The sequence below is a fragment of the Ohtaekwangia sp. genome, from assembly GCF_036568665.1.
Lineage (GTDB): Bacteria > Bacteroidota > Bacteroidia > Cytophagales > Cyclobacteriaceae > Ohtaekwangia.
The window spans coordinates 15,115-32,514 of record NZ_DATCSD010000313.1; the positions used below are offsets into that span (position 1 = coordinate 15,115).

The 17,400-nt window shown below is 45.6% G+C and carries 10 protein-coding genes; 8 read left to right on the forward strand and 2 right to left on the reverse strand.

The genetic code is table 11. The features are described 5' to 3' along the window. Positions 1 to 65 precede the first annotated feature (65 nt). Both VIN08_RS17160 and VIN08_RS17165 read left to right on the forward strand, forming a co-directional pair. Positions 66 to 1,217, forward strand: a complete 1,152-nt coding sequence (locus VIN08_RS17160; protein WP_331967508.1) for a sigma-54 dependent transcriptional regulator — start codon at positions 66 to 68, stop codon at positions 1,215 to 1,217. A gap of 44 nt (positions 1,218 to 1,261) precedes the next feature. Next, positions 1,262 to 2,146 carry an SDR family oxidoreductase gene (locus tag VIN08_RS17165; protein ID WP_331967510.1) on the forward strand — a complete coding sequence of 295 codons (885 nt, stop codon included), beginning with the start codon at positions 1,262 to 1,264 and terminating at the stop codon, positions 2,144 to 2,146. Positions 2,147 to 2,160: 14 nt separating this feature from the next. Here VIN08_RS17165 and VIN08_RS17170 read toward each other — a convergent pair whose 3' ends face one another. Then, positions 2,161 to 3,225 (reverse strand): o-succinylbenzoate synthase, encoded by a 1,065-nt coding sequence (locus VIN08_RS17170; RefSeq protein WP_331967512.1) that lies wholly within the window; start codon positions 3,223 to 3,225, stop codon positions 2,161 to 2,163. 52 nt (positions 3,226 to 3,277) lie between these two features. Between VIN08_RS17170 and VIN08_RS17175 the strand changes: the two genes are divergently transcribed. Beyond that, positions 3,278 to 4,462: an S-adenosylmethionine:tRNA ribosyltransferase-isomerase gene (locus VIN08_RS17175; protein WP_331967514.1), complete on the forward strand. Its 1,185-nt coding sequence runs from the start codon at positions 3,278 to 3,280 to the stop codon at positions 4,460 to 4,462. Positions 4,463 to 4,661: 199 nt separating this feature from the next. On the opposite strand, the gene VIN08_RS17180 is transcribed toward VIN08_RS17175, so the two are convergent. Next, the gene (locus tag VIN08_RS17180) at positions 4,662 to 6,992 is read right to left on the reverse strand and encodes an OmpA family protein (RefSeq protein ID WP_331967516.1); all 2,331 of its coding nucleotides are present in this window, start codon (positions 6,990 to 6,992) and stop codon (positions 4,662 to 4,664) included. A 241-nt stretch (positions 6,993 to 7,233) separates the two neighbouring features. Here VIN08_RS17180 and VIN08_RS17185 point away from each other — a divergent pair, with 241 nt between their 5' ends. Genes VIN08_RS17185 through VIN08_RS17205 form a run of 5 tightly spaced genes read left to right on the forward strand, consistent with a single transcriptional unit; the run spans position 7,234 to position 17,371 of the window. Next, complete coding sequence (locus VIN08_RS17185; RefSeq protein ID WP_331967517.1) at positions 7,234 to 10,431, forward strand: HEAT repeat domain-containing protein; 3,198 nt, start codon at positions 7,234 to 7,236, stop codon at positions 10,429 to 10,431. A gap of 9 nt (positions 10,432 to 10,440) precedes the next feature. Beyond that, positions 10,441 to 11,886 carry a hypothetical protein gene (locus VIN08_RS17190; protein WP_331967519.1) on the forward strand — a complete coding sequence of 482 codons (1,446 nt, stop codon included), beginning with the start codon at positions 10,441 to 10,443 and terminating at the stop codon, positions 11,884 to 11,886. 2 nt (positions 11,887 to 11,888) lie between these two features. Then, positions 11,889 to 15,023, forward strand: coding sequence for a High-affnity carbon uptake protein Hat/HatR (locus tag VIN08_RS17195; protein WP_331967521.1), 3,135 nt, complete (start codon positions 11,889 to 11,891; stop codon positions 15,021 to 15,023). A 15-nt stretch (positions 15,024 to 15,038) separates the two neighbouring features. Continuing rightward, entirely contained in the window at positions 15,039 to 16,070 is a 1,032-nt protein-coding gene (locus tag VIN08_RS17200; RefSeq protein ID WP_331967523.1) for a porin family protein, read from the forward strand. Beyond that, positions 16,067 to 17,371 (forward strand): hypothetical protein, encoded by a 1,305-nt coding sequence (locus tag VIN08_RS17205; protein WP_331967525.1) that lies wholly within the window; start codon positions 16,067 to 16,069, stop codon positions 17,369 to 17,371. Before VIN08_RS17200 ends, VIN08_RS17205 begins: the two co-directional genes overlap by 4 nt. The last annotated feature ends 29 nt before the right edge of the window (positions 17,372 to 17,400 follow it).

Sequence of the window (17,400 nt, forward strand, 5' to 3'; positions counted from 1 at the left end):
ATTTTAGCACACTGGCTTCAACGGTTAATCGCTATCCGGTAATCGTTAAGCTTAACCAAAAATCTATGGCAAAAATTCTCATCATCGAAGACGACAACAAGATCCGCGCAATACTGAAAGAGATTCTGGAAGAAAAAGAACACGATGTTCAGGAAGCAGCAGACGGACAGGAAGGATTTAAAAAACTGGAACAAGGTAATTTTGATCTTTGCATCTGCGATATAAAAATGCCCAAGATGGATGGCCTCGAAGTTTTAGAGAAAGCCAAAGAAGCCGGTATATCTTCCAACTTCATTATTATATCGGCACACGGTACGATCGATGTAGCGGTGGAAGCGGTGAAAAAAGGTGCGTTCGATTTTCTGCAAAAACCTTTTGACCTCGGGCGCCTGGAGATAACGTTGCGAAATGCACTCGATAAATCCAGCCTTGTTAAAGAGACCAAGACGTTAAAGAAAAAGATATCGAAGAAATTCGACATGATCGGTGAGTCTGCTCCTATACTTGAAGTAAAGGAGATGATCGAAAAGGTAGCGCCTACCGATGCACGTGTGTTGGTGAATGGCCCTAACGGTTCGGGGAAAGAATTAGTGGCGAGATGGATACACGAGAAGAGCAAGCGCGCAGACGGACCATTGATCGAAGTAAACTGCGCAGCAATACCATCGGAATTAATCGAGAGTGAATTGTTCGGACACGAGAAAGGTTCATTTACTTCGGCTATCAAACAACGCCTGGGTAAATTTGAATTGGCGGAGAATGGCACGTTATTTCTCGATGAGATAGGCGACATGAGTTTATCGGCACAAGCCAAAGTATTACGCGCACTGCAAGAGAGTAAAATATCGCGCGTGGGTGGCGATAAGGAGATCACGGTAAATGTACGTGTAGTAGCAGCTACTAATAAAGATTTGCGAAAGGAAATTGAAGAGAATCGTTTTCGCGAAGATTTGTACCATCGCCTCAGTGTAATTGTTATTAAAGTACCAGCTCTCAACGACCGGAAGGAAGATATACCCTTACTGGTTGATAAATTTCTGCAGGATATAGCGGATGAATACGGAGCGAAAAAGAAATCGATCAACGCAAAGGCTATTACACAATTAAAGGAACACAACTGGACGGGTAACATACGCGAACTGCGCAACGTGGTGGAGCGACTGGTAATTATGAGTGGTGACGAGATTTCGCAGGAGGACGTTAAAAAATATATTTAGCCTCTGCACGTCTATACTACCGGATCAGTTCACCAGCATTCTTTATGAGCACAATCAAAAAGATCGCTTTTATTGGAGCTACCGGTATGATAGGCAAGCCAGTAGCCCTTGCGTTGCACCGGGCCGGTTATGAAATTACCGTGCTAGCTCGCGACAGCACCAAAGCCCGCACTATATTTCCCGAAGATATTCATATTCAGCAGGGCGACATAAAGCATATAGCCGATCTGCAAAAACTCTTTAAAGGTCAGGATGCGATCTATATAAATCTGAACCTTAACCTGAATGATGGCGCAGGCGCGTGGCATTCTGAACGCGAAGGGTTGGATAATATACTTGCTGCGGCAAAAGAATTCTCTATAAAACGTATAGCCATGACCAGCTCGGTAGTTAAAAATTACCAGGGCATGAATGGATTTAAATGGTGGGTATTCGATCTGAAACAACAGGCTATCGAAAAGATCAAAGCATCGGGTATACCTTATACCATCTTTTACCCTTCTACATTTATGGAAAACTTCATAAGCACGTATCGAAGAGGTAACAAGATTTTACTGGCTGGCACTTCGCATCACAAAATGTATTTCATTGCTGGCAGTGATTTCGGTAAACAGGTTGGTCGCGCACTTGAATTACCGGAGACTGAAAACAAAGAATATATCATACAAGGCCCAGAAGGTTTTACGGCCGATGAAGCTGCTGAAGTGTTCATCAAACATGCTCCGGATACTACACTGAAAATATCACGGGCTCCGCTGGGACTATTAAAATTTATAGGCATGTTCAGCAACTCCGTGAACTATGGTCACAAAATTATCTATGCGCTGAATAATTACCCGGAGAAATTTGAGAGTACAGAGACGTGGAATCTGCTCGGTAAACCAACTGTAACGCTAACTGACTACGCCAAATCCGGAGGAAGTATATAAATTAAATTATATAGCTATAGTCCGGTAAGATCCCACGGCAATGATGCATCGTAGCGAATCTCTCCTTTTGTTACCTTGAGTGGCGAAGGTATATTATCTTCATATATAGCACCTGTGCCTAAGCCCTGCGGTATAGCGATAGCATATTCTGCTGTGAATTGACAGATCGCATTCAAACCTATACTTGACTCGAGCGCAGAAGTTATCCACCAACCTATACCAGCCTGCTCCGCCATACTGATCCACTCGCGACAACCCTGCAGTCCGCCATGTAGTGTTGGTTTAAGAATAATATAGGGCGGGTTCATTTGCTTTAGTAATGCACTGCGTGCGTCACCTTCTATACCGATCAGCTCTTCATCGAAAGCTATAGGTATGGGAGACTTGCGACACAGTTCTTCCATCTCGGGCTGTCCTTGCTTTATAGGCTGTTCGATGGAGTGGATCTTGAAGCGCGAAAGCTCTGTGAGCTTAAACAACACTTCCTCTATTTTAAAAGCTCCGTTGGCGTCTAGCCGTATCGTGAGTTGCTCGCGATAGAAGCGCTTGCGGATATAGTCAAGCACATCCATCTCCTTATCAAAATTCAGTCCGCCCACCTTCAGTTTTATACAGGTAAATCCCTGCGCAACTTTTTCGCTGATCTGGTGCAGCATAAAATCCAGATCGCCCATCCAGATAAGACCGTTGATAGGTATAGATTTACCCTGCACAAATTCATTATTGAAGATCACACGCTTGCCTCCGTTTTGCAGATCAAGCAAAGCAGTCTCCAGTCCAAAGATGATAGAAGGAAAACCGGATGGTACAATGTGTTGGAGTGTTGAGGTGTTGAGGTGTTGAAGTGAGTAGGATGCCAGTTTATTCAATACATCCTGAAGAACTTGTTCGAAGTCGGGGCGGTCATCTATACTGAGGCCGGGGAGTGGGCCGCATTCGCCCATACCTTTTATAGCCGGGTTGGCATCATCCCATAGCGTAATGAACCACGAGATCTTATCACGCATCAATCCACGCGATGTCCTTGCCTTGAAATTGAACTGAAACGTTTTCTTTTGGTAGGATGCCTGCAGCGCCATGTTAAAATTTGAAAAACGAAAATAAGGTTTTCAGATTAACTTTGAAGCGCTTATGAAAGAACTGAACATAAACGATTTTACATACGACCTGCCCGCAGACCGCATTGCGCTATACCCGTTGGATAAACGCGATCAATCCAAACTGCTGGTATACCGAAAAGGCACCATCCTGCATCAACAGTTCAGTTCGCTCACAGATTTTATTCCGGCCAATGCCACACTGTTCTTTAACGATACCAAAGTAATACCGGCACGTTTACATTTTACCAAAGATACCGGTGCTACTATAGAAGTGTTTCTGTTACACCCTGTGGCTCCTTCTACGCTTTTGGTAGAAGCCATGCAGACACAGGATACCTGCACCTGGAAATGTACTATCGGAAACCTGAAGCGCTGGACGGAAGGATCATCACTCAAAAAAAATATTGATCCTTTTACAGTAACCGCCAGCCTCCTCAATCGCGAAGAAGGCATCGTAGAGTTTCAATGGACACCTGGAGTATCTTTTGCCGAGATCATTTCACGCTCAGGCGAAACGCCACTCCCACCCTACCTGAAACGCAAAGCCGAAGCTTCTGACCGCGACCGCTATCAAACGGTATATGCACATTACGAAGGAGCCGTAGCTGCACCAACGGCCGGGCTACACTTTACCAGCAATGTATTGCAGGCATTGAAAGCAAAAGGTATAGAAACCGATTACCTCACGCTGCACGTAAGTGCCGGCACCTTTCAACCGGTAAAGGTGCAGAACGCTGTAGAGCACCCGATGCACACCGAGCAGGTATTGGTAAGTCGCAGCAACCTGGAGAACCTGATGAAGAACCGCTTTATCATTCCGGTGGGCACAACCTCTATGCGTACACTGGAGAGTATATATTGGTTTGGCGTAAAGCTGATGACGAACCCGGATGCTGTATTCAGCATTCAGCAGAACGATCCATATATAGCCTATACTTCCCTTCCTTCTGCTATAGAATCGCTGGAACACGTACTCCGCTACCTCGACCGAAAACAGTTAGATATACTCACCGGAGAAACTTCCATATACATTATGCCCGGCTATACCTTTCGCATCTGTCGAGGCCTTGTAACAAATTTTCATCAACCCGGTTCCACCCTTATACTACTGGTAGCCGCGCTCGTTGGCGATGACTGGAAGAGTATATATAGCGAAGCGCTCGCGAACGGCTATCGATTTTTGAGCTACGGTGATAGTTCGCTGTTGTTGCCGTGAGGGAGAGAATTGGAAGATTAATAAGATTGAAAGATTAGAAGATTAAACATTACAATATTGAAAGATTGAAAATTGGAAGATTCACTTCGTTGAAATAAAAAATGCCGGAGGGAAACCCCGGCATTTCAATTTTATAATCTTAAAATTTTACAATTTTATCAATCTTCTAATCTTTCAATTTTTCAATCTGCTAATTCACCTACGGCTTTGTTCCTACTTCATTCAAATCTACTATACGAACCTCCACGCGTCTGCCTTCTTCTTTGGTGGTGGCTACATCTTTGGTAGCTCCGTATCCCTTGGCAACAATGCGTCTGCGCACTACGCCTTTGTGGTTGAAGTAATCGAGAATAGCAATGGCGCGTTTGTTAGACAGTTCGCGGTTCAACGCTTCCGTACCTTCTGCTGACGCGAAACCGGAAATCTCTACACCGAGGTCTGGCGATTTCTTGAGCTCGGCTAATATAGCATCGAGCTGCGCGTTATACTGTGCTTTCAGATCGCTCTTGCCTGCATCAAAGTATATCTTGGCAGCTTTTGTAAGCGCAGTTTTATCGTAGTTGGATTTCTTACCCGCTTGCTCTTTCTGTTTCTTCGCTTCTTCGGTAAATACGAAAGTCGGCAGCGAGAAAATGGTTTTGCCGTCTACCTGCTTCTGCTCAAATTTACTTTCGTCACTTTCATCGTAGTAGTATGTGCGTGTAGCCACCTCGATGCGTGAGTTCTCTTTTTCGTTGAAGTTCACATCTTCGATCGGGTCTTTCATCTGGATCAGGTCGGTGAGGTAATTGATACCATCCTTATCGCCAGAAGCCATCAGGTCGAGCATCAGGTCATATACATCTACATTGCCCGTTTGCACCAGTTTCGCTTCATGTGTTTTACGCAAGTTGCTTTTCACATCCTGGTCGGTATCATAGAATGCATTCTTCACCTGCACCTCTTGTCCTACCACCACATCAAACTGCTTAATGGTTTTCAGGTTGATCATCTGGTATAGCTCATAGAAGTAGCTCTGGTTCGGTATATTTACGTTGATAGTATAAGGAAGAAATCCTTCTGACTCAATCACTATATCATAATCTGTAGCCGGAGGCAGGATCACGAGATAGTTACCGGTTTCCGGATCCGGATCATATACAAAGTCCAGTTTCTTGTCGGTCTTGTTATCGATCACATATAGTTTGGTGGGCATCGGCTTGCCGGTTTCAGCATTGAGAATCTTTCCCTTGATCATCGTCAGCGGAATGTTTGCAGACTCTGCCGGCAAATCGAGGTAGTATATATCTTGTCCGCCCTGGCCTCCTTTACGATCAGATGAAAAGTAAGCACGTGTTCCATCGGCAATCAGCGTAAAGTAATTATCATTCGCAGTCGTATTCACCGGGTATCCCATGTTCTCGGGAGAGCTCCAGTTCTTATCTACCATTTTGGAAACAAAGATGTCGCGTCCGCCCATCGAGTTGTGACCGTCAGAAGTAAAGAACAACGTCTTCTGATCCGGATGAATGAACGGTGCATCTTCATTGGCTTTCGTATTAACCGGTGCACCCAGGTTTACCGGGTTGCTCCAGGTTCCGTTAGATTGCAGCGTTGTCTTATATATATCCAGTCCGCCCTGTCCGCCCAGGCGGTCGCTGGCAAAATATATAGTCTTGCCATCGGGAGTGATACTCGCAGTTGATTCCAGGTACTTCGGTGTATTGAGGTTGGGTGTAAGCAATGCCGGTTTACCCCATGCATCACCGGTCTTGGTTATTTGATATAGTCCTCCGGGATCCGTTGAACCTCCCATAAAGATGATCATCTTCTGTCCATCGGCAGAAATACCAGCCGTCCCTACATTGTAATCGTGCGCTATCGGTATAAGTTTAGGTTCCGTCCATGAGCCGTGATCATTATACGATATATAGATCTCTTCAATAAATTTGTCGCCCGTGCGGGTCTTGCCTGTGTTGGGGCGAAGAGCCGTATAGGCCATCACACTTTCATCAGCCGAAACAACCGGGTTGTATTCGGTATATTTTGTATTTACCAATGGTGAGTTGAAGTAACTTACTTTGAAGTTGCGCGGCACCGACATCAACGCCACTGCGTTGTGGCAGGTTTGTATAGCTTCATCAGCCTGTACCATCGCTTTTTTATCGGCCTTGTTGCTGTTCTCGCGAAACTTGGTAAAGCATTCAATAGCCTTCTGCAGGTTCTCATCCTTCAGATAGATACTGCCGAGGTCGTAGTATAATGATATAGGCCAGCCTTTACCATTCTTGATAGCATATTCAAAATAGGGTATAGCTTTAATTTGTTCACTGAGTTCGGGTGACTTTTCGTAGCAAACACCTGTCTTGTAATGCACGTTTGGATCTTTTTCGCCCGCATTTATGGCATCCAGATATTTTGGTAAAGCTGCATCGTAACTTTTAACACTGAAATACCGTTCAGCTTCAGCCAATGCTTTGGCGTCCTGGGCAAACGAAGCCGTTGCAAAAAGTAAGCAGAGCAACAACAAGTAAATGGTCTTCTTCATCATATGTTAACTGTATTTTAAGCTCTCAATACTACAAAGATTATGCGCGACTATATATAGTTTTTAGCCCGTTACCTTACACCGGGCCCCTAAAAAAATACAACTTTATGAACCGGTATAAAGCAATATGCCTTCCGTTGTGTCAATAATATAGCGACAATCACCTCAATAATAGCCAAAAATAAAGCAGTTTATAGGAATTTACTTGGATTATCACCAATTTTAGGTCTAACGGGGGAATTGCATGAGGGCACAAATACTTCAATTTCTGGATGTCAAGAGCGGTGAAGGCACCCGCGTGGGGCTGCTGCTCATCATGAGCTTTTTCATGGGCGTTTTTCTGGCCACGATTAGTGTAGCCTCACAAACACTTTTTCTCCAACACTTCGATGAAAAAACCGATCTGCCAATAGCCCTCCTCGTTTCCGGTGCCTTTGGTCTGGTAGCGACCATCCTCTATAACTTTTTACAGAACAGAATCCCGTTTCAACTGCTGGCGATCATCAGCCTCTCCGTTGTAACAGCTCTCACAGCCTTTATCGAGTTCGGTGAAATCTTTTTCAACGATTCCAAAACCATCTTCTTCCTCGGCTTTACGCAGATCATTCCGTTCTCATTTATACTATACCTGGTGTTCTGGGGTGCATTTACCCGGATGTTCAACCTGCGCCAGTCCAAACGCCTGGTGGGTACGGTGGATATAGGCGGACTTATCGCTTCGTTCATCGCCTTCTTCTCGATTCCTCAATTGCTTAACCCTCAAATATTCTTCAAGGGAAAAGAAGGTATATCCGTAGAATCGTTATACACTTTTTCGCTGCTAAGTGTTGCTTTGTTCCTGCTCACGTTCATGTACCTCTCCGTAAAATACCTGAGCAAGGGAAAGACCTTCGCAGAAGAGAAAGCCATCTATCAGAAACTCCGTTTCAACGACTTCCGGCAGAACCGCTATATATTTTATATGTCGCTGTTTGTAGTGGCCTCCATGATCGCGCTGAACTTCGTTGACTACTCTTTCCTGAACGTAACAACACTATATTTCACCGACCAGGACGCGCTGGGAAGCTTTATCAGTTACTTTGAAGGTACCATTGTGATCTTCAGCTTCCTGTTCCAGACTGTAGCTACTGATCGTATTATACAGGAATATGGCATGCGCGTATCGCTGCTGATCAGTCCGCTGCTCATTGGTTTCTTTACCATCTGCGCGATCGCGCTGGGTATAGTGTTCGGATACTCTCCTGCCGATAATCTGTTTGTGATCTTCTTTTTGATTATCGCTATCAGTAAATTGTTTATACGCTCGCTCAAAGATTCGCTCGATAACCCGACCTTCAAACTATATCTGCTTCCGATCGAAAGCCACATACGCATTGACGTGCAGACCAAGATCGAAGGAATTGTTACTGCCTTTGCCAGTTTGCTGGCCGGTGCGCTTATCATTCTTATTAACCGCGTAGAGATATTCGATCTCCTCTATATTTCCATCTTTACTTTCCCCCTGTTAATCATGTGGTATATCGTATCCAACCGCATGCATACCAATTACCGCTATACCTTGCAAGATACCTTGTCGCGCAACAAGTCGCGTATAGCCGGTAAAGCAGAGAAGAGTTATACCGTAAGCACCGTGCTTGAACAAGAGATCAACAGCACCGCAGAGGATAAAGTATTGTATGGATTAACGCTGATGGAGAAACTGGAGCCTGCTGTTTTTGAAAGCACCGTAATGCGGCTGGCCAACAGCGAATCCAACGTGATCCGTAAATATGCACTTGAAAAAATAGAAGCACTTGGTCTACAGTCCGACAGTGGCAAGAACGAAATACGTTCCCTCGCAGAGCGTGCGTATGGCGAACTGGAAGACAGCGACCTGCTCTCTATATCTCCTGAAAAATTACTCAAGCTCAGCAAATCCGTTAAGCAATCAGACCGTATACTTTCGGCCAAGTTGCTGCGGAAACTCATCAGTCAGAAAACTATATTTATCCTGCTGGAGTTACTGCGCGATGCCGATCCAAAAGTTCGCTACGAAGCGCTATATACCGCACGCAAAGTAAAACGCCAGGAAACATGGCCGGTGCTGATCGAGTTACTCGGCTCTCCATCCTATAGCCACCACGCTGCAGCTGCCTTGAAAGAAGTAGGCGAATCGGTATTGCCAACACTCGAAGCTGCCTTCCATAAATCAGGGCAAAGCGACCTGGTAATGCTGCGCATTATACAGATCATGGGTCGTATAGGAGGTCGCTACGCATTACAACTGCAATGGAAAAAAGCAGACTACCCGGATAAGCGCATTGTTAAACAGATACTATATTCTCTTCGCTATCAAAATTACCAGGCACGCGGTAAAGAGATACGCGATGTAATAAACCTGCTGGAAGGGGAGATCAGCAAAGCACTCTGGAACCTGGCCGCGTTGGATGAATTACCTCAAACCGATGAGTTCTTCTTTTTAAGACAAGCCTTACAAGAGGAAGTATTAGACAATTACGACCAGATATATATGTTGTTGTCTATACTGTATGATCCACAGTCAGTACAACTGGTGCGCGAGAATATAGAGACACGCGAGCCCGATAACATTGCTTTCGCGATGGAGTTGCTCGACCTGTTTATTGACCAGGAATTAAAACCCAAGCTGCTTCCGTTGCTGGACGACTCTCCTACTTCGGTTAAGCTGAAACATTTACAACTTCACTTCCCGCGCGAAAGCTATAATCCGATACAGGTTATCAACTATATATTGAATCGCGACTTTAACCTGAACAACCGCTGGACAAAAGCCTGCGCGATACATGCTTCTGCCTTTATAGCAGACTTCCGTATAAGCCGCGGGCTTGTAGCGCAGATGTTCAATCGCGATAAACTCCTGCAGGAAACTGCCGCGTGGGTGATCTATCATAAAGACCGGAAAGTATACGATACGATACTGCAGCGTTTACCGGAGCGCGATAAAAAATTCATTGACTCATCGATCGAGAACAACCAGTTGCTGGATGGTTTGAACGATGGTTTCTTCCTGTGGATTGAGCTTGTAATGTTCATCAAACAGTTGCCGCTCTTCCAGGATATACATGGCACATTGTTAAGTGATCTGGCTGATAAAATTACACCACTCGATATGGATCGCAATGAGCGTATCAAGTTGGCGAATGATGCGCACAATTCTCCTCTGTTGATTGTAGCATCCGGTGAAGTAAAACTGAAAAACAACGGTGATGAAGTAGTAACCCTGAAGAAAGGCGCGATCTATGGAGAGCTTTTCAGTGATGGTTATGTAGCACCGGTAAATGAAGTGGAAGCTACGCAGCGGGCAGCCGTGTTCAAGATTAACCTCATGGACTTCTATTTCGTTATGGCGAATCATCATGAGCTTGTACAGGGACTTATCAAGAATATAACAGAAGAACATAAACCTCAATTATTGCAACCTTAAACTTTACCCATGGCCTTTGACATAGATGTACTCATCGTTTTCGCTGACCGTGATAACGAGACTACCGGGAAGAACGAACCGGGCTGGGTTTCACATTTCAAAAAATTCCTGGAGCTTATGCTTACCCAGGTGTTGGGCGCGAAACCAAATATACTCCTGAAAGGAGAACACGATTCAATCACAGCTCCACGTCTCGATAACGTGGGCGTGTTAGTACCCGTACTCTCCAAAGATTTTATAGAGTCGGGCCACTGCCTCGATCATGTAGAAACTTTTTTCAAATCTATTGAGTCGACTACCAAAAACAGGAACCGCGTTTTTAAAGTATTCAGAACTCCGCTCTCCGTTCATGAGCAACCTCCACGCGTGCGCGATCTACTGGGCTATGAAATGTACCAGCTCGATCCGGACTCTGGCGAGATACGCGAATATACCGACTACTTCAGCACAGAAGCAGAACGCCAGTACTGGATGAAAATGGTTGACCTCGCGTACGATATATATGAGATACTGCTCTTTTTGAAAGACAACACTTCGCCTGCCGAAGTAAAGACTATATACAAGCGTAAAACTATATACCTCGCAGAAACAGGCCACGATCTTTCCGTTCAGCGTAACATTATAAAGCGCGAGTTACAACGGCATGGCTATAACATTTTGCCCAACCAGACATTGCCGGGAAATATAGCAGACCTTGAAAAACTGGTACGCAAGAGTCTGGAAGAATCAAGTCTGTCAATACACCTGATCGGCAGTGCCTATGGCGAAATACCGGAAGGCTCTGATAAATCGGTAGTAGATATACAGAACCGTATAGCAGCCGAGAAGAGTATACAGGCGAAAGAAAACAACCAGGAGTTTACACGACTCATCTGGATTTCGCCTAACCTGACGCATGCCAGTGAACGTCAAAAAGCATTTATAGAGAATATCAAGCGCGATGTAGAAGCACAGGAAGGTGCAGAGATTCTGCAAACTCCGCTGGAAGACTTCAAAAATATTATGCGCGAAGAGTTAGAAGAGGCAGGAGAAAAACGTGTATCGCCAGAAACACGCGGCCGTTCTATATACTTTATGCACGACAAGATCGATCACAACGAAGCGCTACCTTTTATAGAAGTACTGCAACGCTCAGGCTTTGAAGTGCTGATGCCGGAGTTTGAAGGCGAGTTATTGGAGCTTCGCCAAAAACATATAGACAATCTGCGCAACCTCGATGGCGCTATTATCTATAAAGGAAAAGTAAATGAACAATGGGTGCGCATGAAAGCGCTTGATCTGCTGAAGGCTCCAGGCTTCGGACGCAAGAAGCCGATCGTAGCCAAAGCCATTGTTACCGGTTCAGCATCATCCGCTAATGTGGAAAGTTACCGGAGTCAAAACCTGCGGGTTATTGATGGCACGCGTAACGCAACTGAATCTCTCCAGAATTTTTTACAGGAATTTAAAGCCTAACCATGCGTGAGGTAAATGTAGATACACTGGCCGCAAACCCGTTCCCCGGATTACGGCCATTCAAGATCGAAGAGAGCCACTTATTCTTTGGCCGCGAAGGTCAGAGTGATGAGGTGCTGCTAAAGCTTTCGAAGAACCGTTTTGTTGGTGTAATTGGTCCTTCCGGTAGCGGTAAATCTTCTTTCATTTATTGTGGTGTGATGCCGATCCTCTACGGAGGATTTTTAACCGATGCCAGTCCTAACTGGGAAGTAGTGGTTACTCGCCCCGGTGCAGGCCCTATCGATAACCTGGCGGAAGCGTTGTTAAAAAATAACCCGGAATACCAAGAAGCTGATACCGAAGAGAAAAAAATCAAGCGTACTATATTTTCTACGTTGCTGCGAAGCAGTTCGTTGGGATTGGTAGAAGCAATTGAACAAACACGCAAGGATGCTGATGTAAATTACCTGGTGCTGGTCGATCAGTTCGAAGAACTTTTCCGATTCAAGGAAGGACTTGATGCCAACTCGATAAACGAGACACTCGCATTCGTGAATTTGTTAATGGAAGCCGTTAACTATCCGGATGCCCCTATATATGTAGCCATCACCATGCGCTCTGACTTTATTGGTGATTGCGCTCAATTCCCTGAACTTACCCGTAAGATAAACGATAGCCACTATTTGATTCCGCAGTTAACGCGCGATCAAAAACGTAAAGCTATAGAAGGCCCAGTTGCTGTGGGGGGTGCTATCATTGCTCCGCGCCTGGTGCAACAGTTGTTAAATGATTTGGGAGATAATCCGGATCAGCTTCCTATTCTTCAGCACGCGCTGATGCGTACATGGAGTTACTGGTCATCGTATCGCGATTACGAAGAAGAGCCGGTTGACCTGAAGCACTACGAAGCGATTGGTACGATGTCAGAAGCATTGTCGCAGCACGCGAACGAAGCGTATGACGAACTGGATGAAGACCAGAAGCGCATTTGTGAAATGCTTTTCAAGGCGATCACTGAAAAACGCGGTGAGAACTTTGGTATACGAAGACCTACACGTTTAAGCGAGATCGCTTCGATCGCCGATGCCTCGGAGCAGGACGTTGTTGCTGTGATCGATCTCTTCCGCGAACCCGGTCGTTCCTTACTTACGCCTGCGTTCGGCTCTGCTATATCTTCCAAAGCGATGGTCGATATATCGCACGAAAGTCTTATGCGTATATGGGTACGGTTGAAGAACTGGGTGGACGATGAAGCGGATGCTGTGCAGATGTATACCCGTTTGGCAGAAGCAGCCGCGATGCACCAGGTGGGCAAAGCCGGTCTGTGGCGTCCACCGGATTTACAGCTCGCCCTTAACTGGCAGGCAAAGCACAAGCCTACACTCGTGTGGGGCCAGCGCTATAACCCTGCGTTCGAGCGTACCATGATCTTCCTTGAGTATTCGAAGAAGGAATGGGAGACTGAGCAACGTATAAAAGAATTAGAACAGAAGCGTAAACTGAAACGCGCCCGTATAGTAGCCCTCGTGCTGGGTACGGCCGTTGTAATTTGCCTGCTGTTCCTCATGTATGCCTTCATTCAAAAATCAGAAGCCGATAAACAACGTCTGCAAGCAGAACGAAATGCAAAAGAGGCGGAGGATGCAAGAAAGGTAGCGGAAGCAAAAAAACTGGAAGCTGAAAAAGCTACAGCCGCTGCGTTGGCCGCCAAAGAAGCAGAAGCAAAACAACGTGAGCTTGCACAAGCTGCCGAACAAGCCGCTATACAAAATGCCGAACTTGCCAAACGTAACGCTGCCGAAGCGCGAAGAAATGCAGAGGAAGCAAGAGTAAACGCACGACTGGCACAAACCAACGAGAAGATTGCGAAAGAACAAGAGTTGATCGCGATCAAGAACGCAGCCGAAGCGTTGCGCCAGCGATATATAGCACAGGCGAAAGCAATGGCCGTGAAGTCGAAAGAGTTGAACGATCCGGAGCAGCAGGCACTCATTGCCCAGCAGGCATTCAAATTCAACTCCGAGCACGAAGGCTATGTATATGATAACGATATATACAACGGACTATATTTCGCGCTCAAGAAACAGGAACATCCGCTTACCAAAAGTCTGGAAGCGCACGAGCGTGGTGCAGCACGCGCACTCGTTACGCGCGTATCCAGCAACCATATATACTCTGCCGGAAGTGATGGCCGCATTATTCGCTGGAGCGAACAAGGCAATCAATGGAAATCAGAGATCCTGGTAAACCAGACAAACTATCAATACTACTCACTCGATGTGAGTCCGGATGGTAACTGGCTTGCAGCAGCAGGTTTAAATACGCAGAACGAAAAGCGTAACTATATCGAGTTGTATAACCTCAACAACATGTCGGCATCACCGAAGAAAATTGAAGGATATACTTACGCGATCGAGAACCTGAACTTTACACCCGACAGCAAAGGATTTTTTGCGCGTGATAATTCCGGAAGGAGCATTCGCTATTCTGATCTCACCAAGAGTCAGGAAGTGATCAGCTCACCGATAAAGATCAACGCGATACATCTCAGTGCTGATGGCAGCAAACTGGCCGGTGCAGGCGAGAATGGAAGTCTCTTTATATGGGATGTAAAAAACAACTTTGCTGTAACCGAAATAAAAGATCTCGGCTCTCACCTCACCTCGGTAACCTTCGCGCCTGAAGGCAGAAGAATTGTAGTGGGCGATAACTCCGGCCTGGTAAAGATCTTCGACATGCAAAGTGGTTTGGTGGTACGTATACTTTCCGGACATACTTCTTCTATCGAACAGATACGTTTCAATCATGCCGGTACATTTATGGCTACTGCCAGCAAAGACAAAACCGTACGCTTGTGGAATGTGAATCGTTTGAAGGAACAGCCGATCGTACTAAGCGATCACAGCGACTGGGTATGGAGTGTTGCTTTTACTCCGGATGATGAACAGTTGCTGGCCAGTGTACACAGCTCGGTAGAAACCGTGAAAGGTGTAGAACATACCATTCACGCATGGCCTACCAAAATACCGGTAATGTCAACCGTACTCTGCGATAAAGTAAAACGGAATATCAATAAGGACGAGTGGGAAATTTTTGTGGGAGACGACTTGCCATACGAATCGACCTGTGCATCGTTACCTGCTAACAATCATTGACGCTGATTTATACACATGAAGAGACTTCTACCCTTTCTAATTTTAACTATACTCTCCGGCAAAAGTTTTGCGCAGCTTGCCTCCTGTGCACAAACGCTTCGCCTGGCGCGCTCCACATACGAACAGGGACGCCTCCACGAAATACCAACGTTGCTGGAGAAATGTTTGACGGACGGCTTTTCACAACAGGAAAAAGTGGAAGCCTATAAATTACTCTGTCTGTCCTATATATACCTGGAAGAACCGGAGAAAGCCGATGAGGCAATGCTGAACCTGCTGCGCACCGATCATTACTTCGAGATCAACCGAAGCACAGACCCTGCCGAATTTATAGCACTCTATAATACTTTTCGCACCAAACCCATTTACCGTATCGGTGGCAAGATTGGTGTGAACGCCAGTAGCCCCAACGTTGTGGCTGCCGTAAAGGCGAATGACGGCAAGAGTAAATATGCTTCCAAGATCGGTGTACAATTTCACCTGACGGGTGAAGTTCCGCTTACGGATCATCTGATCCTGAATCCGGAGCTTGGTTTCGTGCAGCGTAAATTTGAGTATACCAACAAAGTAGAATTTCAGGATACAACATTTACCACTACCGCGCAGGAAACGCAAAGCTGGATAACGCTCCCGGTAAGCTTACGCTATCAATTCACTTCGCTCAGCTTCAAGCCTTATATAGGTATAGGCGTAGAAGGCGATTACCTGTTGAGCTCATCGCTAAGTGGCAGCAGAACGCGCAAAGGATACCAGTTTATCGAAGAGAAATCTTTCGATATGAAAACACAGCGCGAGAAATTCAACGTGAGCGCTGTTATCTCTGCCGGAGCCCATTTTACATTGGGTGGCGGCTATGTTATTACGGAAGTACGATTCATCTATGGCATTACCAAGATCAACTCGGCTAAAACCGGATATGGTATAGACAGCAGTTTACCATTTGAATATGGCTATGCTGACAGCACGTATAAACTCAACTCGCTTTCCATTACTGCAGGCTACGTGCACAACATCTTCAACCCTAAAAAACTGAATAAAAGAAAATGAGCTTACGAATTTCTCTTGCAGGGCTGATTGTAGTGAGTTGCTGGGCATGTAACAACATTGAAGATGCAAAACCGGAGAATCGAAATTCATTCCTCCACTTTTATGAAGCCCCTCATGATCTTTATGGCGTAACAGCGGAACAGGTAGACGATGGCTATATCATTCTCGGAAACGAATTGCTGGCCAATGGCGTCCAGAACAGCCTGATCATTCATACAGACTTTACCGGTAAAAAGATAGCGGATGACGTTGTCTTGACAGGCGGAACGGCCAAAGGACTAAAGGTAGCGTCTGATGGTTACTACGTTATCGGTGATAGTATAAAATCAAACCTTGAATCGGGCGATGTTTCTGTGTACGATCTGGTGGTGTACTCAGCCCGTTTATTCAAGCTTAGCAAAACCGGAAGCATAGTGAATAAACTGATCATTGCCGATCGTAAGAACGCTACGAATATCACCGATATTCATGGTGGTGCTATTACGATCAACGACCAGGGTCAGATCATTGTGCTGGGCTCGTTCAAAGCCGCTGGTGTTGCCACTACCGAGCGACCTTATCTCACAGCACTCGATGCAAACACACTGGATACAGTATGGTATCAAACATACGATGTGCTTGATCGCGACTATGTAAATGCCAAATCGGTGCATATAGCGCCTACCGGTAAAATTATCTGGGCAAGTGCTCTGCTGAAAGAGAATCAGAACTTCTCGCGCTCGTACCTGGGCGTGCCCTATATACAGCCCAACTCTACATTCGAAAACTTTTCACAATTCGGAGAGCAGACCGATCAGCAGTTATATACCAATGATATACAACCTTCTGAGTTTGCAGCAATAGGCTTTGGCGTAATTGGTACATACGCTACCCCTACCGGTACTAACAGCAATATGTTCTTCCTTCGGGTAAACCAGTTTGGCAATATTGTGGAAGGAAGCGAACGATATTTTGATGGCGAGCTCTCGTTAAATAATCAATCTGTTTCTGCAGGTCAGTCGGCCAGTGAAGACACAGGCGATGCACTGATTTCCACCAGTGACGGTGGATATATACTGGCCGGTTCTATGGTTACTACCTTGAATCGTGGCCGTGGGGGCAAAGATATATTCCTGGTGAAGATCGATAGCCAGGGAAATATACTTTGGAACAAAGTATATGGAGGTTCCGGAAATGAAACCGTTGGAAGTATCCGCGAAACAGCCGATGGCGGCTTGTTGATCTGCGGATCAAATGATGTATCCGGACTATCCTCTATTTTCATTATGAAAACTGATATGAATGGCGAGCTGATCGATTGATCGGCTCGCACTTTTTATAGATATATAGT